The following is a 21,944-nucleotide window of genomic DNA, read 5'->3' on the forward strand; positions in this document are numbered from 1 at the left end:
AAGGCTGAAGGCCGGATGAAATATGCAGAAAGTACCAGCGAGGCAGTACCAAGGTAGTAGCTCGCACCGCGCGGTGCGGTTTTAGCATGGGCTGAAACGGCCATGACCCTGGAGGCAATCGATCATGCGAATTCTCAAAGCGCTGCTCCTGCCGTTTTTACTGGTCCTGAGCCTGATCGGTATCGACAAGCTGCACGGCCCACGCCCCGTGCCGTTGCTCGTCATGCCCGCGACACCGGGACGCTAGGCATGTCGGCCCTGTGGCGGATCAACCTCTGGGTGTGCGGTTTTTTCGCCCTGGTCACTTTGGCGTGCATGGGGTTGCTGGTGCATCAGGCACTGGCGGATGTGGAGCGTGAACTGCAATCCGCCGAAGCGGTGGTCGAGTACCTGAGTGAAACCGCCGAGCGCGATCCTGCCAGCCTGCAACCCCGGCTGACGCGCAGTTTGCGTCACGTGCGGGTGCGTTGGCTCGAGCCGGGCGAAGCGGAACGGCTGCCGGTGCAGGACGGGCTCGATGCCTGGCTCGGACGGCTGTTGTTTGCCGAGGCCCGACACAGTGAACGGGTTCTCCCATTGCAGGACGGCCGCCGCGTGCAGATCGTGGTCGATCCACGGGATGAGATCGACGAAGTCTGGGATTCCCTCCAACAATTGCTGAGCCTGTGTGGCCTGGCGTTAGGGTTGAGTCTGCTGACCATTCGCTGGGCCGTACGTCGGGGCCTGGGCCTGCTCGACGACTTGCTGCGCGCCCTGCAACAGGTCTCCGGCGGCCAGCTCAATGTGCGTTTGCGTGCGCAAGGCCTGCCGGAGGCGCGGCAACTGGCGACGCATTTCAACCGCATGACCGACGCACTGGAACAGGCGCGCGCCGACAACACCGAACTGACCCGGACATTGCTGGCGGTGCAGGAACAGGAACGCACACAACTGGCGCAGACCCTGCACGACGACCTCGGACAATACCTGGCGGGGATTCGCGCCCAGGCCTGCCTGCTGCGGCTGGTGGCGGATCAGCCAGACACCGTGGAACGCACAGTGCGTGAGCTCGAACACAACTGCGAACACCTGCAACAGGGCTTTCGGGCGCTGGTGCATGGCCTCTATCCGGTGGTGTTGCAACATTTGTCGTTGTCCGAAGCCTTTGGCTTGCTGGTCGAGCAATGGCAAGGTCGGCAGGGGATCGATTGCCAGTTGAGGGTCAGCGCACAGTTGCCGCCGTTGTCCGCACCGGACAAGACTCATCTCTACCGCCTGTTGCAGGAAGCCCTGACCAACATCAGCCGTCACGCCGGCGCCAGTGAGGTGCGGGTTCGCCTGCAACATCATGGCGGCCATCTGCGCTTGCTGATTCGCGATAACGGTCGCGGCGCCCGACAGCCACCCCGCTCGGGTGTCGGTTTGCATTCGATGTTCGAGCGCGCCCGCAGCCTGGGCGGCGAGTTGCGGGTGATCAGCCGGCCCGGCGCCGGTTGGGCGCTGGCCTTGAGCATGCCTTTGGAGGTGTCATGAATATTCTGTTGGTCGATGACCATGCGGTGGTCCGCCAGGGCTACGCGAGTCTGTTGCGCGCGGTGTTGCCGGCAATGGACGTGCGAGAAGCGGCGACCGGCGAGGAAGCGCTGGCCAGGGTGCAGGAAGCTGTGCCGAATCTGGTGATCATGGATTTCGGTTTGCCGGGGATCAGCGGCCTGGAAACCATACGACGCCTGCGTCAGCGCCTGCCACAGTTGCGGGTGCTGTTTTTCAGCATGCACGACGAGCTGCCCCTGGTGCGTCAGGCACTGGACGCCGGTGCCTCGGGCTACCTCACCAAAAGCTCGGCGCCGCAAGTGCTGATCGAAGCGGTGCGGCGGATTCTCGCGGGCCATGCCTACATCGAACAGCCCCTGGCCACCCAACTGGCCTGCCACCCGCCACAGGACGCCAGCGATCCGCGTTTGCAGAGCATGACCCAGCGCGAGCTGGAAATTTTCGTGATGATCGCCAAAGGCACCCCGGCCCGGATGATTGCCGAACAGCTGAGCATCAGCAGCAAAACAGTCTCCAATCACCTGACGTTGCTCAAGAGCAAGTTGCAGGTTTCGTCCCATGCCGAACTGGTGCACCTGGGCATCGACATGGGCGTGGTACGGGTGGCCGGCTGATTCACCGCCTTGTGCCTGTGTAGGAGCGAGCCTGCTCGCGAAGAACGTCAACGAAAACACGGGGAGTCTGATGCCCCGTGGCGCTCTCGGTTTTTTCGCTTGTGCCTGTGTAGGAGCGAGCCTGCTCGCGAAGAACGTCAACGAAAACGCGGGGAGCCTGATGCCCCATAGCGCTCTCGGGTTTTTCGCGAGCAGGCTCGCTCCTACAAAAGAGCAAGCATCGACATCTGCTCGCGAAGAACGTCAACGATAACGCGGGCGAGCCTGATGCCCCGTGGTGCTCTCGGGTTCTTCGCTTGTGCCTGTGTAGGAGCGAGCCTGCTCGCGAAGAACGTCAACGATAACGCGGGGAGTCTGATGCCCCATAGCTCTCTCGGGTTTTTCGCGAGCAGGCTCGCTCCTACAAAAGAGCAAGCATCGACATCTGCTCGCGAAGAACGTCAACGAAAACACGGGGAGTCTGATGCCCCGTGGCGCTCTCGGTTTTTTCGCGAGCAGGCTCGCTCCTGCAGAAGAGGGGGGGTTAGCGATTCCAGGTGGCCGGGCAGCCGCTGCAACCCTCCATGTTTGCATCCTGAAAATTCGCGTAGTGCTGGCGCGAGCCGCTGAGGTTGGCGCCTTCCAGGTTGCTTTCGCCCAGCTTGGCTTCTTGCAGGTTGGCATCACTGAGATTCGCGCCTTTGAGATCGGCCTTGCTCAGCCAGGTCATTTCCAGATCGGCGGCCCGCAGGTTGGCGTTGTGCAGTTTGGCCCCGGAGAGGCGGGCGAATTGCAGGTACGCGCCGCTGAGGTTGGCGTCCTGGAGCTGCGCGCCCTGGGCGAACAGGCCCCAGCCCTGGATCGCGATCAAGGTTGCACCGCTGAAATCAGCTAACCGCAGATTGCTTTGCTGCAGGCTGGCGCGAGTCAGGTTGGCGCCCTGCAGCCGGGCTTTTTCCAGATTGGCCAGGTCGAGGTTGGCGTGGCGCAGGTCGGCATCGCGCAGGTCGGCGCCGGCCAGGTTCATGTTGCGCAAGTCCTGATTGCTCAGGTTGGCGCCCCTGAGATTGGCACCGGGGCACTGGCTGTGTTCGGCGAGGGTGCAGCCGTTGATGACCAGCGGGGCGTCGTCGCCCTCGTCGGCCTGGGCCAGGGAAAAACTCAAGAGCAGTAGGAAGGGCAGGTATTTCATCGCGAGACCTCGGGTGTTCCTGTGGCGAGGGAACTTGTCGAATCGTCCCCCTCGGCGGCGCAGCAGTCACAAGACCTGAGCGCAGGGTGTGGCTGAAGGAATGCCGGGGCCGCTTCGCAGCCCGAGGGGAGCAAGCTCCCTCGCCACAAAGGCGGCCCCGCATTCTCGGAAGGCTTACTTCTGGGCGGTCTTGTTATCCCAGCTCGGAATCTTGAACACCCAGAACGACCCGCCCTGTGCCACGGGTTTGGTCAGTTCGGCCATGTCGCCGCCCCACAACGGTACGGCGCCGCCATAACCGACGGTCACGCCTATGTACTGCTCGCCATCCTGTTCCCAGGTGATCGGTGGCGAGACGATGCCGCTGCCGGTCTGGAACTTCCACAGCTCCTTGCCGGTTTTGGCGTCGAAGGCCTTGAAGAAGCCGTCGCCGGTGCCGGTGAACACCAGGTTGCCCTTGGTCGCCAGTACGCCGGCCCACAATGGCAGATGCTCCTTGTGCTCCCACACCACTTTGCCCGTGGTCGGGTTCATCGCCCGCAGGGTGCCGACGTGATCGTCGTACATGCGCTTGATGCGGAACCCCATGCCCAGATACGCCGAGCCCTTCTTGTAGCTGACCTCTTCGGTCCAGTATTCCTCTTTCCACTGGTTGCCCGGAATGTAGAACAGCCCCGTGTCCTGGCTGTAGGCCATCGGGTTCCAGTTTTTGCCGCCGAGGAACGGCGGCGAGACTTCCACCGGTTTGCCTTTGGTCTCGCCCGGCAGTGGCTTGGCCGGACGCTGGCCCTCGTTCTCTACCGGGCGTCCGGTCTTGAGGTCGATGTGGCTGGCCCAGGTGATGTTGTCGACGAAGGGAAACGCGTTCTGCAATTTGCCGTTGTTGCGATCGACCACGTAGAAGAAGCCGTTTCGGTCCGCGTGGCCGGTGGCCTTGACCGTTTTACCGTCCTTGTCCTTGTAGTCGAACAGCACCAGCTCATTGTTGCCGGAGAAATCCCAGGCATCGTTCGGGGTGTGCTGGTAGAACCATTTCACCTCGCCGGTACTCGGGTCGACGCCAACCTGGCCCGAGGTGTAGAGGCTGTCGTAGTCGTGGGGATTGCCGTCCTTGGCGGTGCGCGCCCAGGTGTTCCACGGCCCTGGGTTGCCAGCGCCAACGATGATGGTGTTGGTCTCCGGGTCGAAACTGGCGCTCTGCCAAGGGGCGCCACCGCCATGGCTCCAGGCCTCGACCTTGCCGGTTTCGGTGGTCGGGTCATTCGGCCAGGACGGTGCCTTGACGTCGCCGGTCGGGGTGCTGTCCTTGCCGTTCAAACGGCCCATGTGGCCTTCGACAAAGGGGCGCATCCAGACTTCTTCGCCTGTGTCCGGGTCGCGGGCAAACAATTGCCCGACGACGCCGAACTCGTCACCGGAGCTGCCGTGAATCAGCAGCACCTTGCCACTGGTCTTGTCTTTGATCAGCACCGGGGCGCCGGTCATGGTGTAGCCGGCGGCGTGGTCGCCGAACTTCTTGTTCCAGACCACCTTGCCGGTGTTCTTGTCCAGGGCGATCAGCCGCGCATCGAGGGTGCCGAAGTAGATCTTGTCGCCATAAATGGCGGCACCGCGATTGACCACGTCGCAGCACGGGCGAATGTTGTCCGGCAAGCGATGGTTATAGGTCCACAGGCGCTTGCCGGTCTTGGCGTCCAGGGCAAATACCCGTGAGTAGGAACCGGTGACGTACACCACGCCGTCGCTGACGATGGCCTGGGATTCCTGGCCGCGCTGCTTCTCATCGCCAAACGAGTAGGACCAGGCCGGCGTCAGCTTGAACACGTTCTTGTCGTTGACCTGGGCCAGCGGGCTCCAGCGCTGGGCGTTGGTGCCCATGCCGTATTGCAGCACGTCCTTGGTGGTCAGGTGATCGTTGGCAATGTCTTCCCAACTCACATTGCCGGTGGGGGCAGCGGGGGCTGTCGCGGCGTAGCTGGCCGCGCTCAGGGACACACTGCCCACCAGCAGAAAAGCCTGCACGGCGAGTGTCAGCGGGGAAAGGGCGGGTAGCGATCTTATTGTCATGGTTGCAGTTCCCAGTGGAGGTTTTGGCCTGCACAGGTTGGTGCGCGCAGCGTTTGCCGGATACGGAAAAAGTCCCGCTGTGGCCGGGAAGACTTCCCGTAGCGCACCTGATTTGGGTGTGCGCCACAAGCCCTACTACCAAGGTACTGGGCCGCGACCACCAAAGCAGCATGGGGCCGGCGCGGCGGGGTTCCTAAGATGGTTGCCATAGCCTCTGCCAAGAGGTTTTGCGTGCAATCCTGAGGGCATAACAATGACAACAAAACGCAACGCCTTGCTCGTTGCCGGACTGCTGGCCGGCTTTATCAGTGCAGGTTCCGTATGGGCCCACGGCAACGTGGTGCCACAAGCCGTCGAAACCAAAGGCCTGACGCCCATCAAGGATGCCGGGGTGACGGTGGATGGCGATGGCTGGGCCGCCGTGAACCCGTACCGCAATTCTCCTGAACACGACAAGGCCCTGGAAATCGGCTCATCGGCCTATAACCAGAACTGCGCGGCCTGTCACGGCCTGGAAGCCAAGTCGGGCGGTATCGCACCGGACTTGCGCATGCTCGATGTCGGCGACGCCGGTGATGAATGGTTCGTCGAACGGGTACGTCACGGGGCCGTGCGTGACGGTCGGGTCTACATGCCGAAAATGGCCGACTACCTGAGCCAGGAAGCCCTGTGGGCGGTCCGCACTTATCTGGACAGCGTCCACGTCGAGGAATAACCCATGCGCCTGCTCGCGGTGTTGATCAGCGTTGTGTGGCTGTGCTGCCAGCCGGTGCAGGCGCAGGTGCGCAACTATGACGAAATGATCGCCGCCGGGGAACTGAAGGTAGCGGTCTACAAGGACTTCGCGCCCTACAGTTTTGAAGACGCCGGCCAGCCACGGGGTGTTGATGTCGAACTCGCCCAGGCGCTGGCCAAGGCACTGGGTGTGCGCCTGACACTGATCTGGGCGCCGGCCGGGGAAAAACTCGACGACGACCTGCGCGACTACATCTGGCGTGCCAGCCAACTGCACAAGCAGCAACTGGCCGATCTGATGATGCGCGTGCCCTACGACCGCGATTACGCGCAGAAGCGCAACGAATTCGGCGAGATGGAAAACGGTCATGTGGTGATGTTCGGCCCTTACCAGAATGAGCAATGGCAAGTGGCCTACGACCGTCGGCGACTGGACAAGGTCGGCAGTGTCGCGGTGTTCGAGCAGCACCCGATCGGCGTCGAAGTCGACAGCGTGCCGTCGTTCTACCTGACTTCGGTGTTCAACGGCATGCTCGCTGGCAAGACCCACCACTACCCGGGCGTACCCCAGGCGTTTGCGGCGATGAAGGCCGGTGAGGTCGACGCGGTGATGGCCATGCGCGGCGAGATCGACTGGCAGGTGCACGAGGCTGCCGACCCGCAGGTGGCGCTGGCGGAAAACGCTTATCCGAACATGGGCAAGCAGCTTTGGGAAATCGGCATGGCCGTGCACGAAAGCAACCGACAACTGGCCTATGCCGTGGAAGAGGCGCTGGAAGGCCTGATCCGCGAGGGTTCGGTGAAAACCATCTATGGCCATTACGGCCTGCGTTATGACGTACCCGAGATGTATCAATAGGAGCGGGCGATGACCTGGCGAGCGAGTTGTCTGTTGGCCTGCTGTTTGAGCCTGGGCCAGGCCGCACAGGCTGCCGGGATTGAATCGGGCAAGGACCCGGTGCCGTCGGTCATGTGGTCGTTCTATCACAAGCAGATGCTGGGCGACGCGCCGTTCGTGTTCGATGAGCGGGTCAAGCTGCTGGCGCCGCCCTTTGCCGAGGACGCCCGACAAGTGCCCGTGGAAATCGACGCCCGGGCGTTCAAGGGCGAGGTGGTGCGAATACTCGCCTGGGCTGAACTCAATCCTTTACCGAAAATCGTCGACTTCGAGCCCGTGTCCGGTGTGTTGCCGTGGCTGTCGGTGCGTATTCGCGTTGAACAGGCGACCCCGTTGCGCGCCGCGGTGCTGACCCGCGACGGGCTGTGGCATGTCGGTTCGACCCTGATCGATGCAGCGGGCGGAGGCTGTACCGCGCCCAGTGTGGTGCGTACCCAGCCAGGCTGGGAGGAACACATAGGCGAAGTACTGGGCGGTCGCTATCCACGCGGTGATTTCAGCCGCTTGCGATTGCAGGTGGCCCACCCGATGGACAACGGCATGGTCAGCGGCATACCGGAGTTTTTCATCAACCATGCCGAATTGCGGGACTCGAACAATCAAGTAATGGCCCGCCTGGAACTGTTTCCCGCGGTCAGTGAAAACCCCAGCCTGGCCTTTGACATTGAAGGGGCAGGGCAGACGCGCCTGGTGTTGCGCGACAACAGCGGCAATGAATTCGATGCGTCGATACCCTGACCCCAAGGAGCGCGTCATGCGCTGGATGCTGTTGTTGTTCATGAGCCTGAGCCTGCCGGCCATGGCCGATCTCGACTATGCGCTCAAGCCCCGGCAGATCGCCGAAGACACCTGGCTGCTGGAAGGCAGCACGGACAATTTCGCCACGGCCAACGGCGGCAACATCGTCAATACCGCGTTCATCGTCACCGAACGTGGCGTGGTAGTGATCGATACCGGGCCATCGAAGCGCTACGGCGAAGCCATGCGCCGGGCGATTGCCGCCGTCACGGATCAACCGGTGATCGAGGTGCTGCTGACGCACCATCATCCGGACCACGTGCTGGGCAACCAGGCGTTCACCGATGTGCCGATCGGTGCGCTGGCCGGCACCACCGAACTGTTGCATCAACAGGGTGATGCCATGGCGCAAAACATGTATCGGTTGGTGGGTGACTGGATGCGCGGCACCGAGGTGGTGCTGCCGACCCGGACGCTGACCGCCGGCGTGCAACGTTTTGGGAACCACGATCTGCAGCTGCTGAGCCTGGGTGGGCATACGGGTGCGGATCTGGCTATTCTCGACCAGAAAACCGGTGTGCTATTTGCCGGGGATCTGGTGTTTTATCAACGGGCGCTGACCACGCCCAACAGTCCGGGGTTATCGGTGTGGCTGGCGGACATCGCCACCCTGCAAGCGTTGCCCTGGACGCTGATCGTGCCCGGCCACGGGCCGTTGGCCACGGACGCAAAACCGTTCGAGCAAATGCGCGATTACCTGGGCTGGCTCGACCAGTTGATGCGCGACGGCGCCGCCCAGGGCAGCGACATGGCCGAGATGATCCGCAGCCCCATTCCCGAGCGTTTCGCCGGGATCAGCCTGAGCCGCTATGAACTCATCCGCAGCGTCAGCCACCTGTACCCGCGCTATGAGCGCACGCAAATGAAGCGCGTCGATTCCGCCACGCAGCAATGATCAACGCCCCTTTGCAGGAGCGAGCCTGCTCGCGATGGCGGCCAACGATTACGCTGGAAGCCTGACACCCCGAGGCGTTCTCAGGTTCTTCGCGAGCAGGCTCGCTCCTACACGGGAAGTGCGCCATCTCCACACCCAACCCCCTACCAAGGAACTAGAAATCTCCACACAGCGGGTCATTGTTGTAAGGGCGGCGGCGCCCAAGAATCTGCATCACACCGGGAAAATTTCCCGGGCATAACAAAAACCGCAGAGGTAGCCGTCATGACTCAACCCGCACGTCGCCAGCCCTTCGTCTTGAGCCTGTTGCTCAGTGCCATGCTGTTATCCGGCCAGGCATTGGCCGGCGTCACCGATCAAGACATTCTCCAGGACCCCAAGAACCCTGAGCAGATCGTCACCAACGGCCTGGGCGTTCAGGGTCAGCGCTATAGCCCGCTGGATATCCTCAACGTCGGCAACGTGAAGGAGCTGCGGCCGGTCTGGGCCTTCTCCTTCGGTGGCGAAAAACAGCGTGGTCAGCAAGCACAGCCGATGATCAAGGACGGCGTGATGTACATGACCGGCTCCTACTCGCGGGTCTTCGCCGTGGATGCGCGCACCGGCAAGAAACTCTGGCAATACGATGCGCGCCTGCCCGATGACATCCGTCCGTGCTGCGACGTGATCAACCGTGGCGTCGCGCTGTACGGCGACCTGGTGTTCTTCGGCACACTCGACGCCAAGCTCGTGGCCCTGAACAAGGACACCGGCAAGGTGGTCTGGAGCAAGCAGGTGGCCGATCACAAGGAAGGCTATTCGATCAGCGCCGCGCCGTTGGTCATCAACGGCAAACTGATTACCGGCGTGGCCGGTGGCGAGTTCGGGGTGGTCGGCAAGATCTCGGCCTATGACCCGAAAAACGGCGATCTGCTGTGGGTCCGCCCGACCGTCGAAGGCCACATGGGTTATGTCTACAAAGATGGCAAGGCGATAGAGAACGGCATCTCCGGCGGCGAAGCCGGCAAGACCTGGCCGGGCGACCTCTGGAAAACCGGTGGTGCAGCACCCTGGCTGGGCGGTTACTACGACCCGGAAACCAATCTGCTGCTGTTCGGCACCGGCAACCCGGCGCCGTGGAACTCGCACCTGCGCCCTGGCGACAACCTGTACTCCTCGTCGCGCCTGGCGCTCAACCCGGACGACGGCACCATCAAATGGCACTTCCAGAGCACGCCCCACGACGGCTGGGACTACGACGGCGTGAACGAACTGATCTCGTTCAACTACAACGAGGGTGGCAAGGAAATCAAAGCGGCGGCGACCGCCGACCGTAACGGTTTCTTCTACGTGCTGGATCGTACCAACGGCAAATTCATCCGCGGCTTCCCGTTCGTGGACAAAATCACCTGGGCCACCGGGCTCGATAAGGACGGCCGGCCGATCTACAACGAAGCCAGTCGTCCTGGCGCACCGGGCGCCGAAGCCAAGGGCAGTTCAGTGTTTGTAGCGCCTGCGTTTCTCGGCGCGAAAAACTGGATGCCGATGGCCTACAACAAGGACACCAAGCTGTTCTACGTGCCGTCCAACGAGTGGGGCATGGACATCTGGAACGAAGGCATCGCCTACAAGAAAGGCGCGGCGTTCCTCGGTGCCGGTTTCACCATCAAGCCGTTGAACGAAGACTACATCGGCGTGCTGCGCGCCATCGATCCGGTCACCGGCAAGGAAGTCTGGCGCCACAAGAACTATGCGCCGCTGTGGGGCGGGGTGCTGACCACCAAGGGCAACCTGGTGTTCACCGGTACGCCGGAAGGGTTCCTGCAAGCGTTCAATGCCAAGACCGGCGAGAAAGTCTGGGAGTTCCAGACCGGTTCCGGCGTGCTGGGCTCGCCCGTGACCTGGGAGATGGACGGCGAACAGTACGTCTCGGTCCTCTCGGGTTGGGGCGGCGCCGTACCGCTTTGGGGTGGCGAGGTGGCCAAGCGCGTCAAGGACTTCAACCAGGGCGGCATGCTCTGGACCTTCAAGTTGCCGAAAGATCTGGTGGCCAAGCACTGACGCCAGGATCACCGCATAACCCCTGTAGGAGCGAGCTTGCTCGCGATGGTCGTCAACGATAACGCTGGATTCCTGATATCCCGCGGTGCTCTCAGGTTTTTCGCGAGCAGGCTCGCTCCTACGACCAAATAACGAGAGCCCCCCCTGCCAACGGCGCATTCGTCTGGCGCGCGGGGCTCTCTAGTATCGGTTCATCGCCTGTTGGTTCGACAGGCATCGACCCAGACAGAGGCCCACCATGATCTACGCACAACCCGGAACACCAGGCTCAGTCGTTTCCTTCAAACCACGCTACGGCAACTTCATCGGCGGCGAGTTCGTCGCGCCGGTCAATGGCGAGTACTTCACCAATACCTCGCCGGTCAACGGTGAAGTGATTGCCGAGTTTCCGCGCTCCAGCGCCGCCGACATCGACAAGGCCCTCGACGCGGCCCATGCCGCCGCCGATGCCTGGGGCAAGACCTCGGCCCAGGACCGCTCCCTGGTGCTGTTGAAAATCGCCGATCGCATCGAGCAAAACCTGGAAATCCTCGCCGTCACCGAAACCTGGGACAACGGCAAGGCCGTGCGTGAAACCCTGAATGCCGACGTGCCGCTGGCCGCCGACCATTTCCGTTATTTCGCCGGCTGCATCCGCGCTCAGGAAGGCGGTGCCGCCGAGATCAACGAGCTGACCACCGCCTATCACTTCCACGAGCCTTTGGGCGTGGTCGGGCAGATCATTCCGTGGAACTTCCCGCTGCTGATGGCGGCCTGGAAACTCGCCCCGGCCCTGGCGGCCGGCAACTGCATCGTGCTCAAGCCGGCCGAACAGACGCCGCTGTCGATCATGGTGTTTGCCGAACTGATCGCCGACCTGCTGCCGGCGGGCGTGCTGAACATCGTCCAGGGCTTCGGCCGTGAAGCCGGCGAGGCCCTGGCCACCAGCAAGCGCATCGCCAAGATCGCCTTCACCGGGTCGACTCCGATCGGCGCGCACATCATGCATTGCGCCGCCGAAAACATCATTCCAAGCACCGTGGAACTGGGCGGCAAGTCGCCGAACATCTTCTTCGAAGACATCATGAACGCCGAGCCTGCGTTCATCGAAAAAGCCGCCGAAGGCCTGGTACTGGCGTTCTTCAACCAGGGCGAAGTGTGCACCTGTCCTTCCCGGGCGCTGGTGCAGGAGTCGATCTACGAACCGTTCATGGCCGAAGTCATGAAGAAAATCGTCAAGATCAAGCGCGGCAATCCGCTGGACACCGAGACCATGGTCGGCGCCCAGGCGTCGGAGCAGCAATACGACAAGATCCTTTCGTACCTGACCATCGCCCAGGAAGAGGGTGCCGAACTGCTCACCGGTGGCGCGGCCGAACGTCTTGAGGGTGACTTGTCCAGCGGCTATTACATCCAGCCGACGCTGCTCAAGGGCACCAACAACATGCGCGTGTTCCAGGAAGAAATCTTCGGTCCGGTGGTGGGCATCACCACCTTCAAGGACGAAGCCGAAGCCCTGGCCATCGCCAACGACACCGAGTTCGGCCTCGGTGCCGGGCTCTGGACCCGTGACATCAACCGCGCTTACCGCATGGGCCGGGCGATCAAGGCCGGGCGTGTATGGACCAACTGCTACCACCTGTACCCGGCGCACGCCGCGTTCGGTGGCTACAAGAAGTCCGGCGTCGGCCGGGAGAACCACAAGATGATGCTCGACCATTATCAGCAGACCAAAAACCTGCTGGTGAGCTACGACATCAACCCGCTGGGGTTCTTCTAACCTCGTAATAACACCACCGAAACCTGTGGGAGCGGGCTTGCCCGCGATGGGGCCGGTACATTCAACATCAATGTTGACTGTCCGACCGCTATCGCGGGCAAGCCCGCTTCCACAGGTCCGATGGTATTGCTGAAAATCTCGTCACCCCCCCCTACCAAATCCCCCCCAAAACTCCTTCGAAAGTAGCATTCGGGCGGCCGATGCCCCGTGCATTAATGGTTCTACCGGAATCGCCCGGCACAACAAGAGGATTGACCCATGTGGACTAAACCCGCGTTTACCGACCTGCGCATTGGCTTCGAAGTGACGATGTACTTCGCCAACCGTTGATGGTTCACCCGGCCAGCCAGGGTGTTGGCCGGGCCTGCCTTTAGGGAGCATTGCCCATGCACATCCGCGTTCTCGGTTCCGCCGCCGGTGGTGGCTTTCCGCAATGGAACTGCAACTGCCGGCAATGCGCCGGTATGCGCAATGGCAGCCTGCGCGCACAACGGCGCACCCAGTCATCGATTGCCCTGAGCGACGACGGCGTGGCGTGGGTGCTGTGCAATGCTTCACCGGACATCCGTGCGCAACTCGAGAGTTTCGCGCCGTTGCAACCGGCCCGTCGCCTGCGCGACACCGCCATTGCCGGCGTGGTGCTGATGGACAGCCAGATCGACCATTGCACCGGCCTGCTGAGCCTGCGTGAAGGCTGCCCGCAGGACGTCTGGTGCACCGAACGGGTTCATCAGGACCTGAGCACGGGTTTCCCGTTGTTCAACATGCTTGCCCATTGGAACGGCGGGTTGCACTGGCAACCCCTTGGCCTGGATCGCCAGCCATTCAGCATCCCGGCCTGCGCGCATTTGCAGTTCCGGGCGATTCCCCTGGTGAGCAACGCGCCACCGTATTCACCCAATCGCGGCAACCCGCAGCCAGGCGACACCATCGGCCTGTTCATTGAAGACCTGCGCAGCGGTGCGTCGCTGTTCTACGCGCCAGGCCTGGGGCAAATCGACGAAGAGGTGCTGGGCTGGATGCAGCGCGCCGATTGCCTGATGGTGGACGGCACCCTGTGGCGCGACGATGAAATGCGCGTGTGCGAAGTCGGCCAGAGCCTGGGCAGCGACATGGGGCATCTGTCGCAAAGCGGGGCCGGCGGCATGCTCGAAGTGCTGGAAGGCTTCCCCCGTCAGCGCAAGGTGCTGATTCACATCAATAACACCAATCCGATCCTCGATGAAGACTCGGCCGAACGGGCGCTGCTGGAGCGGCGGGGCGTCGAAGTGGCGTATGACGGCATGAGCATTGAGCTGTAGCCGACGATGAGGCCAGACCAGACACCGCAGGGCTTCCAGGAGTAACCGCAATGACCGATGCAGCAATGACCCCCACCGAATTCGAACAAGCCCTGCGTGCCAAAGGCGCCTACTACCATATCCATCACCCGTTCCACCAAGCCATGTACGCCGGGCGCGCCACGCGTGAGCAGATCCAGGGCTGGGTCGCCAATCGCTTTTACTACCAGGTGAACATCCCGTTGAAGGATGCCGCAATCCTGGCCAACTGCCCGGACCGCGACGTGCGCCGGGAATGGCTGCAACGCATCATCGATCATGACGGCGCACCCGGCAGCGAGGGTGGCATCGAGGCCTGGTTGCGTCTGGGCGAGGCGGTGGGGCTTGAGCGTGAACGGATTTTGTCCCAGGAACTGGTGTTGCCCGGTGTGCGGTTTGCCGTGGACGCCTACGTCAATTTTGCCCGTCGTGCCTGCTGGCAGGAAGCGGCCAGCAGCTCGCTGACCGAGCTGTTCGCGCCACAGATCCATCAATCGCGGCTCGATGCCTGGCCAACCCATTACCCGTGGATCGATGTCGCCGGCTATGACTATTTCCGCACCCGGTTGAGCCAGGCCCGACGCGATGTCGAGCACGGTTTGCGCATCACCCTGGCGTATTACACCACCGCCGAGGCGCAGCGGCGCATGCTGGACATCCTCCAGTTCAAGCTCGACGTGCTGTGGAGCATGCTCGATGCCATGAGCATGGCCTATGAACTGGAGCGCCCGCCGTACCACACCGTGACCCGCGACAACGTCTGGCACCGGGGGATCGCCCTGTGAGCCCGATCCGTCGCGACCAGGCCCTGTCGTTGCGCCGGGGGTTTCGCCTGCAATGGGAACCCCGCCAGGACTGCCACGTGCTGCTGTACCCCGAAGGCATGATCAAGCTCAACGCCAGCGCCGGGCAGATCCTTGAACGGCTGGACGGGCAGCGCAGCGTGGCTGCGATCATCGATCAATTGACCGCGAGTTTCCCCGGTGTGCCGGGGATCGACGAGGATGTGTTGGCGTTTCTGGAGGTGGCCCATGCGCAGTTCTGGATCGAGTGACGCGCTACCGGGGCCGCCGCTGTGGCTGCTGGCGGAGCTGACGTATCGCTGTCCCTTGCAATGCCCTTATTGTTCCAATCCTCTGGACTTCGCCGGGCAGGGCGAAGAGTTGAGCACCGAAGAATGGATTCGGGTGTTCCGCGAGGCGCGGGAAATGGGCGCCGCGCAATTGGGTTTTTCCGGTGGTGAGCCATTGGTTCGCCAGGACCTGGCCGAGCTGATCAAGGCCGCCCGGGACATGGGGTACTACACCAACCTGATCACCTCGGGCATCGGCCTGACCGAACAGAAAGTGCGTGACTTCAAGGTTGCCGGGCTCGATCACATCCAGATCAGCTTCCAGGCCGCCGACGAAGCGGTGAACAACCTGCTCGCCGGTTCGCGCAAGGCCTTCGCGCAGAAACTGGCGATGGCCCGGGCGGTAAAAGCCCAGGGCTATCCGATGGTGCTGAACTTCGTCACCCATCGGCACAACATCGACCGCATCGAACAGATCATTGACCTGTGCCTGGAGCTGGAAGCGGATTTCGTCGAATTGGCCACGTGCCAGTTCTATGGCTGGGCCGAGCTCAACCGCGTCGGGCTGTTGCCGACGCGCGAGCAACTGCAGCGAGCCGAGCGCATCACCAACGAGTATCGCGAACGTCTCGAGGCCCAGGGGCACCCGTGCAAGTTGATCTTCGTCACCCCGGACTATTACGAAGAGCGGCCCAAGACCTGCATGAACGGCTGGGCCAACCTGTTTCTCGACATCACCCCGGACGGCACGGCCTTGCCTTGTCACAGTGCCCGGCAGTTGCCGGTGCCGTTTCCCAACGTGCGCGAACACAGCATCGAGCACATTTGGAACCACTCGTTCGGCTTCAATCGTTTTCGCGGCGATGACTGGATGAAAGAGCCGTGCCGCTCCTGCGACGAGAAGCACAAGGACCTGGGCGGTTGTCGTTGTCAGGCCTTCATGCTCACCGGCGACGCCGCCAATGCCGACCCGGTGTGCAGCAAGTCGCCCCATCACGGGGTCATCCTCAAGGCGCGGGAGGAGGCCGAAGCGCCGGGGCTGGGCATGGAACACCTGACGTTGCGCAACGAAAAAGCGTCGCGGCTGATCTACCGCGGCTGATTGAACTCACACATCCCCTGTAGGAGCGAGCCTGCTCGCGATGGTGTATCAGTAAAAGGCGCGGCGACTGACACTCCATCGCGAGCAGGCTCGCTCCTACAGGGGGCATTGGTTGACGCGACAATCCAGGTACACACCCAACCCGCTTCAGGATCTGCAGTGAATCCGGCCTTTGGTCTGATTGCATTCGCAGCTGGATGCTTTAGTGTGAGCGCTACCTTTCAAAACAATAAAAAACAGGCTTTCCAATGAGCCAGAGTCTCAGCCAGCTGCGTAAATTCGTTTCGCCTGAAATCATCTTTGGTGCCGGTTGCCGGCACAACGTCGGCAACTATGCCAAGACCTTTGGCGCCCGCAAGGTCCTGGTGGTCAGCGATCCCGGGGTGATTGCCGCCGGTTGGGTGGCCGATGTCGAGGCCAGCCTGCAAGCCCTGGGCATCGAATACTGCCTGTACAGCGCGGTGTCGCCCAACCCGCGTGTCGAAGAAGTGATGCTCGGAGCCGAGATGTACCGGGAAAATCACTGCGATGTGATCGTCGCCGTCGGCGGTGGCAGCCCGATGGACTGCGGCAAAGGCATCGGCATTGTCGTCGCCCACGGTCGCAGCATTCTCGAGTTCGAGGGCGTGGACACCATCCGCGTGCCCAGCCCGCCGCTGATCCTGATCCCGACCACTGCCGGCACCTCGGCGGATGTTTCGCAATTCGTGATCATTTCCAACCAGCAGGAGCGCATGAAGTTCTCCATCGTCAGCAAGGCCGTGGTGCCCGACGTTTCGCTGATCGACCCGGAAACCACCCTGAGCATGGACCCGTTCCTGTCGGCCTGTACCGGCATCGACGCGCTGGTGCATGCCATCGAAGCCTTCGTGTCCACCGGGAACGGGCCGTTGACCGATCCCCATGCGCTGGAAGCCATGCGCCTGATCAATGGCAACCTGGTGCAAATGATCGCCAACCCGACGGACATCGCGCTGCGCGAGAAAATCATGCTGGGCAGCATGCAGGCCGGGCTGGCCTTCTCCAATGCGATCCTGGGCGCGGTGCATGCCATGTCCCACAGCCTGGGCGGCTTTCTCGACCTGCCCCACGGCTTGTGCAACGCGGTGCTGGTGGAGCACGTCGTCGCCTTCAACTACAGCTCGGCGCCGGAACGCTTCAAGGTGATTGCCGAGACCTTCGGCATCGACTGCCGTGGCCTCAATCACCGGCAGATCTGCGGGCGACTGGTGGAACACCTGATCGCGCTCAAACACGCCATCGGTTTCCACGAAACCCTCGGGTTGCACGGGGTCAGTACTGCGGACATTCCGTTCCTGTCGCAACACGCGATGGACGATCCGTGCATCCTGACCAACCCGCGCGAGTCCAGTCAGCGTGATGTCGAGGTCGTGTATGGCGAAGCCCTCTGACGAGCAACAACGGGCGCTGGCCGGGCTGCTGGGGTTAGGCAGCCATTCGGCGCGCAAGAGCCATTACCCCGAGCTGGCCGCGCGCCTGGACGAGCTGGAAGCCGAGCGCAACCGCTACAAATGGCTGTTCGAAAACGCGGTCCACGGGATTTTCCAGGCCAGCCTGCAAGACGGCATGCGCGCGGCCAACCCGGCGCTGGCGCGCATGCTCGGTTATCAGGACCCGCAGGAAGTGCTGTTTTCCCTGACCGATCTGGCCAGCCACCTGTTTTCCGGTGGCGTGGCGGAGCTGCAAAGCATCGGTGAAACCCTCAGGCAGCAACGCAGCCTGCACGGTTACGAAACCCGTTTACGGCGCAAGGACGGCAGCCACCTCGATGTGCTCATGAACTTGCTGCTCAAACCCGATCAGGAAGGGCTGGTGGAAGGTTTTGTCGCCGACATCACCGAACGCAAACTGGCCCAGCAGCGCCTGCAACAACTCAACGACGAACTGGAACAACGGGTCACTGCGCGCACCGATGAACTGCTGGAAGCCAACCGCAACCTGCAGCAGCAGATCACCCAGCGTCAGCAGATCGCCCAGGCCTTGCGCGATGCCCGTGATGCCGCCGAGGCGGCCAATCGCAGCAAGGACAAGTACCTCGCCGCCGCCAGTCACGATTTGCTGCAACCCTTGAACGCTGCGCGCTTGCTGATCTCGACCCTGCGCGAGCGCAAGCTGCCGGAGGTCGAGCAGGTGCTGGTCGAACGCACCCACCAGGCACTGGAAGGCGCCGAAGACCTGCTGACCGACTTGCTCGACATTTCCAGGCTCGATCAGTCGGCGGTCAAGCCCGACGTCGCCGTCTACCGCCTCGACGAACTGCTCGGGCCGCTGGTGTCGGAATTTCAGTCGGTTGCCGAGGCGGCGGGGTTGAATCTGCGTGTGCACATGGGCCATTACGCCATCAGTACCGACTTGCGCCTGATGACACGGATCCTGCGCAATTTCCTCAGCAATGCCTGCCGCTATACCGACGAAGGCTGCATCCTGCTGGGGGCCAGGCGCCGGGGTGAGATGCTGCGCCTGGAAGTCTGGGACACCGGGCGCGGCATCGCTGCGGATCGGCTCGATTCGATTTTCCTCGAGTTCAACCAGTTGGACGTCGGCCGCGCCGCCGACCGCAAGGGGGTGGGCCTGGGGCTGGCCATCGTCGAGCGCATCGCCAAGATCCTCGGCTACAAAATCGGCGTGCATTCGCTGCCGGGGCGCGGCTCGATGTTCAGCATCGATGTGCCGATTTGCGCCGAGATGCCGTTGCCCGTCAGCCTGGCCGCGCCGCAGGCCGGGACCGGCAATCCGCTGCCGGGCCGGCGTTTGCTGGTGCTGGACAATGAAGTGAGCATTCTGCAAAGCATGAGCGCGTTGCTCGGGCAGTGGGGCTGCGAAGTGGTCACCGCCACCGACGAAGCCTCGGCGATCGATGCCTTGCGCGGGCAGGCTCCGGAATTGATCCTGGCGGACTATCACCTCGATCACGCGGTGGTCGGTTGTGATGTGGTCCGGCATCTGCGCGAACATTTTCATCAGACCATCCCCGCCGTGATCATCACCGCCGACCGCACCGATCAGTGTCGGCGTGCGTTGCAACGCCTCGACGCGCCGTTGCTCAACAAACCGGTCAAGCCCGGCAAGCTGCGTGCGGTGTTGAGTCAACTGCTGGGTTAGAGCGCTCGATAGTGCAGGGTGAAACCGAGTGAGGTGGACTGCCCCTGTTCGAGTAAACGCAACCCCGGCCGACCGGGCAAGTGATGGGCGTTGACCGGGTGGCTGACCGGTTCGATGCAGAAAAAATCCAGGCCTGGCGGGCAATAGAGCAGGTAGTAATCGCTGCCGCTGGCCTGGCACTCCAGTTCATAGCCCAGGTCCGGTTGCTGAATCAGGCAATGGCCGTCCCATTCGCAGAAGCCATTGTCGACCAGCGTTTCCGGCAACGGCCCGAGGTGCTGGAAATCCCATTCGGCAGGCAGTTCGCCAAGCTGTGTCGGCAATTTTGACGCGTCGCAAAACCACACCTGGCGCGCTGTCGCCTGCAATCGGGTGTTCGCGGTTCGCGGCAAGTACGGGTGCAATCCCAGGCCATGCCAGATCGCGCGTTCGGCCAGGTGGGTGACGCTCAATTCGATGCTCAGCTTGCCTTCGCTCAAATGAAAACGCTGACGCGCGCGATAGGCGAAGGGCGTGCTGCTGTCGAGTTGCAGGACCGCTTCATCCGCCGTCCGGGACACCACTTGCCACGCCTGCTGCCACGCACTGCCATGAATCGGCAGGGGATCGGTGAGGCTGTTGGGTGTCAGCGACTGCCAGCCATCGGGGCAATCGAAGCCGCCCTCGGCGATGCGGTTTGACCAGGGCGCCAACGGAAAACAGGCGAGTTTGCCGGGCAGGCCGATGTTCAGCGCGTGGGCGTCGGTATGGCGCAACAAGGGCTGGCCGCTATCGCGTACGGTCCAGTTGACGATGCTCCCGCCCAGTTCAGGGGCGAGGGTGAGGCGGGTGAATCCGTCTTCGAGTTCGAGGGTGGCTGACGTCATGGCCTTCTCTGCTGGTTGATGAGCTGTTGTGGCGAGGGAGCAGGCTCCCTCGCCACAAAGTGCTTTGCGAGTCTTGGTTACAACACCAGATGCGGCAACCACAGTGACAGCGCGGGAATGTAAGTCACGGCGATCAGCACCAGAAACAGCACGCCGTAGAACGGTAACAGGGCTTTGACGGTTGATTCGATACTGACCTTGCCCACGGCAGAGCCCACAAAGAGTACCGCGCCTACGGGCGGTGTGATCAAGCCGATGCCCAGGTTGACCAGCATGATCATGCCGAACTGCACCGGGTCCACGCCAATGCCGAGGATCACCGGCATCAGGATCGGCGTGAGGATCAGGATCAGCGGCGCCATGTCCATCACCGTGCCGAGCAACAGCAGCATGACGTTGATGCACATCAGGATCACGTAACGGTTGTCCGAGAGCGTGAGGAACATCGTGGTGATCTTCGCCGGGATCTGCATCAGCGTCATGATGTAGCCGAAGCTGGCGGCGAATCCGATCAGGATCATCACGATCGAAATCGTCCGCACCGTGCGGTGCATCAGTTTAGGCAGTTCACTCCATTTGTAGTCGCGGTAGATGAACATGGTCACGAAGAATGACCACAGCACCGCAATCGCCGCCGACTCGGTGGCGGTGAAAATCCCCGACAGAATGCCGCCCAGGATGATCACCATGGCCATCAGGCCCCACAGCGCTTCACCGCAGATCTTCAGCGCTTCGCGCATCGGGATGACTTCGCCCTTGGGGTAATCACGCTTCTTGGCGAAGATCAGGCACAGCACCATCAGGCACGCGCTCATCAGCAGGCCGGGCACCACGCCGGCCATGAACAGCGAGGCAATCGACACGGTGCCGCCCGCGGCCAGCGAATAGAGCACCGAGTTGTGGCTTGGCGGGGTCAGCAGGGCTTGCACCGAGCCGCTGACGGTGACCGCCGTGGCGAACTCCCGTGGATAACCGCGACGTTCCATTTCGGGAATCAGCACCGAGCCGACCGAGGCGGTGTCGGCTACCGATGAACCGGAGATCGCGCCGAAGAAGGTCGAGGCCATGATGTTGACCAGCGACAGACCGCCACGGACAAATCCCACCAGCACCCCGGCAAACGCCACCAGCCGCCGGGACATGCCGCCCTCGGCCATGATCGCGCCCGCCAGGACGAAGAACGGAATCGCCAGCAGGGAGAATTTGTTCACGCCGCCGGCGACCTGAATCATCAAGGCCTGGAACGGAATATCGATCCACCATGCGCCGATCAGGGCCGAAAGCCCCAGGGCATAGGCCACCGGCATGCCGATCAGGATCAAGGCGATAAAGCTGCCCAGCAGAATCAATGCGTCCATTCAGGCAGCCCCTTCGTTTTCTTCAACCAGGTCGAAGCGCACGACCCGCCGGTTGCTCTGGTCACCGAGCAGGAGTTTTTCCAGCACAAAGACCAACGTCAGCACACCGCCAATCGGGATCGGCATGTAAGTGATGCCGACACGCAGGGTCGGCAGGGCGCTCATGAATTGGTTCCAGGTCGACAGGCACAGCTTGGTCCCCCAGATCGCCATGAACAGGCTGATGGACGCCATCAGCAATTGCGCAAACACGCTCATGGCTTTGCGCAGGTTTGGTGGCAGGCGATCAGTGAGCATCGCCACGGCCATGTGCGAACCGGAACGATAGCTGGCGGCGGCGCCAATGAAGGTGAAGACCATCATCAACAGGATTGCGCTGGGCTCCGGCCAACTGGAACCGGTGCCAAGGACGTAGCGGGCGAAGACGCCCCAGGGAATGATCAGGGCGATGGCCAGCACGGACAGGCCCGCGACCCAGATACAGGTCATGTAAATCCTGTCGTTGATGCGCAGCAGTAGATTCTTCATCGGGTTTCACCGTAACCGGGCGCGCACTGACAGACACCCCTGTCAGTGACGCCGGGCCTTTCTTGA

The 21,944-nt window shown here is 62.3% G+C and carries 21 protein-coding genes; 16 read left to right on the top strand and 5 right to left on the bottom strand.

The window, feature by feature from the left end; translation table 11 throughout:
* The first annotated feature begins 124 nt into the window (after nucleotides 1-124).
* From ACX3YD_RS28445 to ACX3YD_RS28455, 3 genes are read left to right on the top strand one after another with little or no spacing between them, the layout of a single operon-like run.
* On the top strand, nucleotides 125-247 hold the full coding sequence (locus tag ACX3YD_RS28445) for a hypothetical protein (RefSeq protein WP_256590233.1): 123 nt from the start codon (nucleotides 125-127) through the stop codon (nucleotides 245-247).
* Nucleotides 248-249: 2 nt separating this feature from the next.
* Entirely contained in the window at nucleotides 250-1,512 is a 1,263-nt protein-coding gene (locus ACX3YD_RS28450; protein ID WP_103404278.1) for a sensor histidine kinase, read from the top strand.
* A complete protein-coding gene (locus ACX3YD_RS28455; RefSeq protein WP_458961623.1) occupies nucleotides 1,509-2,147 on the top strand; it encodes a response regulator in 639 nt (212 codons plus the stop codon). Before ACX3YD_RS28450 ends, ACX3YD_RS28455 begins: the two co-directional genes overlap by 4 nt.
* 523 nt (nucleotides 2,148-2,670) lie before the next feature.
* Here the strand turns inward: ACX3YD_RS28455 and ACX3YD_RS28460 are convergent.
* Together ACX3YD_RS28460 and exaA are read right to left on the bottom strand one after the other, a co-directional pair.
* Complete coding sequence (locus ACX3YD_RS28460; protein WP_458961624.1) at nucleotides 2,671-3,318, bottom strand: pentapeptide repeat-containing protein; 648 nt, start codon at nucleotides 3,316-3,318, stop codon at nucleotides 2,671-2,673.
* A 174-nt stretch (nucleotides 3,319-3,492) separates the two neighbouring features.
* Nucleotides 3,493-5,385, bottom strand: a complete 1,893-nt coding sequence (gene exaA / locus ACX3YD_RS28465) for a quinoprotein ethanol dehydrogenase (RefSeq protein WP_448646486.1) — start codon at nucleotides 5,383-5,385, stop codon at nucleotides 3,493-3,495.
* 253 nt (nucleotides 5,386-5,638) lie between these two features.
* On the opposite strand from exaA, the gene pedF reads away from it, so the two are divergent.
* From pedF to ACX3YD_RS28530, 13 genes are all read left to right on the top strand, one after another.
* On the top strand, nucleotides 5,639-6,100 hold the full coding sequence (gene pedF, locus ACX3YD_RS28470; RefSeq protein WP_103404281.1) for a cytochrome c-550 PedF: 462 nt from the start codon (nucleotides 5,639-5,641) through the stop codon (nucleotides 6,098-6,100).
* A 3-nt stretch (nucleotides 6,101-6,103) separates the two neighbouring features.
* Nucleotides 6,104-6,979, top strand: a complete 876-nt coding sequence (locus tag ACX3YD_RS28475; protein ID WP_047528197.1) for a substrate-binding periplasmic protein — start codon at nucleotides 6,104-6,106, stop codon at nucleotides 6,977-6,979.
* Nucleotides 6,980-6,988: 9 nt separating this feature from the next.
* Nucleotides 6,989-7,756, top strand: a complete 768-nt coding sequence (locus ACX3YD_RS28480; RefSeq protein ID WP_458961625.1) for a quinoprotein dehydrogenase-associated SoxYZ-like carrier — start codon at nucleotides 6,989-6,991, stop codon at nucleotides 7,754-7,756.
* Nucleotides 7,757-7,772: 16 nt separating this feature from the next.
* Nucleotides 7,773-8,711, top strand: a complete 939-nt coding sequence (locus ACX3YD_RS28485; RefSeq protein WP_103404282.1) for a quinoprotein relay system zinc metallohydrolase 1 — start codon at nucleotides 7,773-7,775, stop codon at nucleotides 8,709-8,711.
* 264 nt (nucleotides 8,712-8,975) lie between these two features.
* The gene (locus ACX3YD_RS28490) at nucleotides 8,976-10,751 is read left to right on the top strand and encodes a PQQ-dependent methanol/ethanol family dehydrogenase (protein ID WP_458961626.1); all 1,776 of its coding nucleotides are present in this window, start codon (nucleotides 8,976-8,978) and stop codon (nucleotides 10,749-10,751) included.
* 238 nt (nucleotides 10,752-10,989) lie between these two features.
* Complete coding sequence (exaC, locus tag ACX3YD_RS28495; protein ID WP_103404285.1) at nucleotides 10,990-12,510, top strand: acetaldehyde dehydrogenase ExaC; 1,521 nt, start codon at nucleotides 10,990-10,992, stop codon at nucleotides 12,508-12,510.
* 258 nt (nucleotides 12,511-12,768) lie between these two features.
* Nucleotides 12,769-12,840 (top strand): pyrroloquinoline quinone precursor peptide PqqA, encoded by a 72-nt coding sequence (gene pqqA / locus ACX3YD_RS28500; protein WP_003253598.1) that lies wholly within the window; start codon nucleotides 12,769-12,771, stop codon nucleotides 12,838-12,840.
* Nucleotides 12,841-12,896: 56 nt separating this feature from the next.
* Complete coding sequence (gene pqqB / locus ACX3YD_RS28505) at nucleotides 12,897-13,811, top strand: pyrroloquinoline quinone biosynthesis protein PqqB (RefSeq protein ID WP_458961627.1); 915 nt, start codon at nucleotides 12,897-12,899, stop codon at nucleotides 13,809-13,811.
* A gap of 50 nt (nucleotides 13,812-13,861) precedes the next feature.
* On the top strand, nucleotides 13,862-14,614 hold the full coding sequence (gene pqqC / locus ACX3YD_RS28510) for a pyrroloquinoline-quinone synthase PqqC (protein ID WP_103404287.1): 753 nt from the start codon (nucleotides 13,862-13,864) through the stop codon (nucleotides 14,612-14,614).
* On the top strand, nucleotides 14,611-14,883 hold the full coding sequence (pqqD, locus tag ACX3YD_RS28515) for a pyrroloquinoline quinone biosynthesis peptide chaperone PqqD (protein ID WP_047528205.1): 273 nt from the start codon (nucleotides 14,611-14,613) through the stop codon (nucleotides 14,881-14,883). Before pqqC ends, pqqD begins: the two co-directional genes overlap by 4 nt.
* Nucleotides 14,861-16,003 carry a pyrroloquinoline quinone biosynthesis protein PqqE gene (gene pqqE, locus ACX3YD_RS28520; protein WP_047528206.1) on the top strand — a complete coding sequence of 381 codons (1,143 nt, stop codon included), beginning with the start codon at nucleotides 14,861-14,863 and terminating at the stop codon, nucleotides 16,001-16,003. Before pqqD ends, pqqE begins: the two co-directional genes overlap by 23 nt.
* A 248-nt stretch (nucleotides 16,004-16,251) precedes the next feature.
* On the top strand, nucleotides 16,252-17,415 hold the full coding sequence (ercA, locus tag ACX3YD_RS28525; protein ID WP_103404289.1) for an alcohol dehydrogenase-like regulatory protein ErcA: 1,164 nt from the start codon (nucleotides 16,252-16,254) through the stop codon (nucleotides 17,413-17,415).
* Complete coding sequence (locus ACX3YD_RS28530) at nucleotides 17,399-19,126, top strand: PAS domain-containing hybrid sensor histidine kinase/response regulator (RefSeq protein ID WP_103404290.1); 1,728 nt, start codon at nucleotides 17,399-17,401, stop codon at nucleotides 19,124-19,126. The genes ercA and ACX3YD_RS28530 overlap by 17 nt, the downstream gene beginning before the upstream one ends.
* Here the strand turns inward: ACX3YD_RS28530 and ACX3YD_RS28535 are convergent.
* The 3 genes from ACX3YD_RS28535 to ACX3YD_RS28545 all read right to left on the bottom strand — a co-directional run bounded on the left by ACX3YD_RS28535 (nucleotide 19,123) and on the right by ACX3YD_RS28545 (nucleotide 21,878).
* Complete coding sequence (locus tag ACX3YD_RS28535; protein WP_458961628.1) at nucleotides 19,123-19,992, bottom strand: aldose 1-epimerase; 870 nt, start codon at nucleotides 19,990-19,992, stop codon at nucleotides 19,123-19,125. The genes ACX3YD_RS28530 and ACX3YD_RS28535 overlap by 4 nt on opposite strands.
* Before the next feature lie 77 nt (nucleotides 19,993-20,069).
* Nucleotides 20,070-21,350, bottom strand: coding sequence for a TRAP transporter large permease (locus ACX3YD_RS28540; RefSeq protein ID WP_090468847.1), 1,281 nt, complete (start codon nucleotides 21,348-21,350; stop codon nucleotides 20,070-20,072).
* Nucleotides 21,351-21,878 (bottom strand): TRAP transporter small permease, encoded by a 528-nt coding sequence (locus ACX3YD_RS28545; RefSeq protein ID WP_103404293.1) that lies wholly within the window; start codon nucleotides 21,876-21,878, stop codon nucleotides 21,351-21,353.
* Nucleotides 21,879-21,944: the final 66 nt, after the last annotated feature.

It is taken from the genome of Pseudomonas fluorescens group sp. PF-1, from assembly GCF_054481335.1.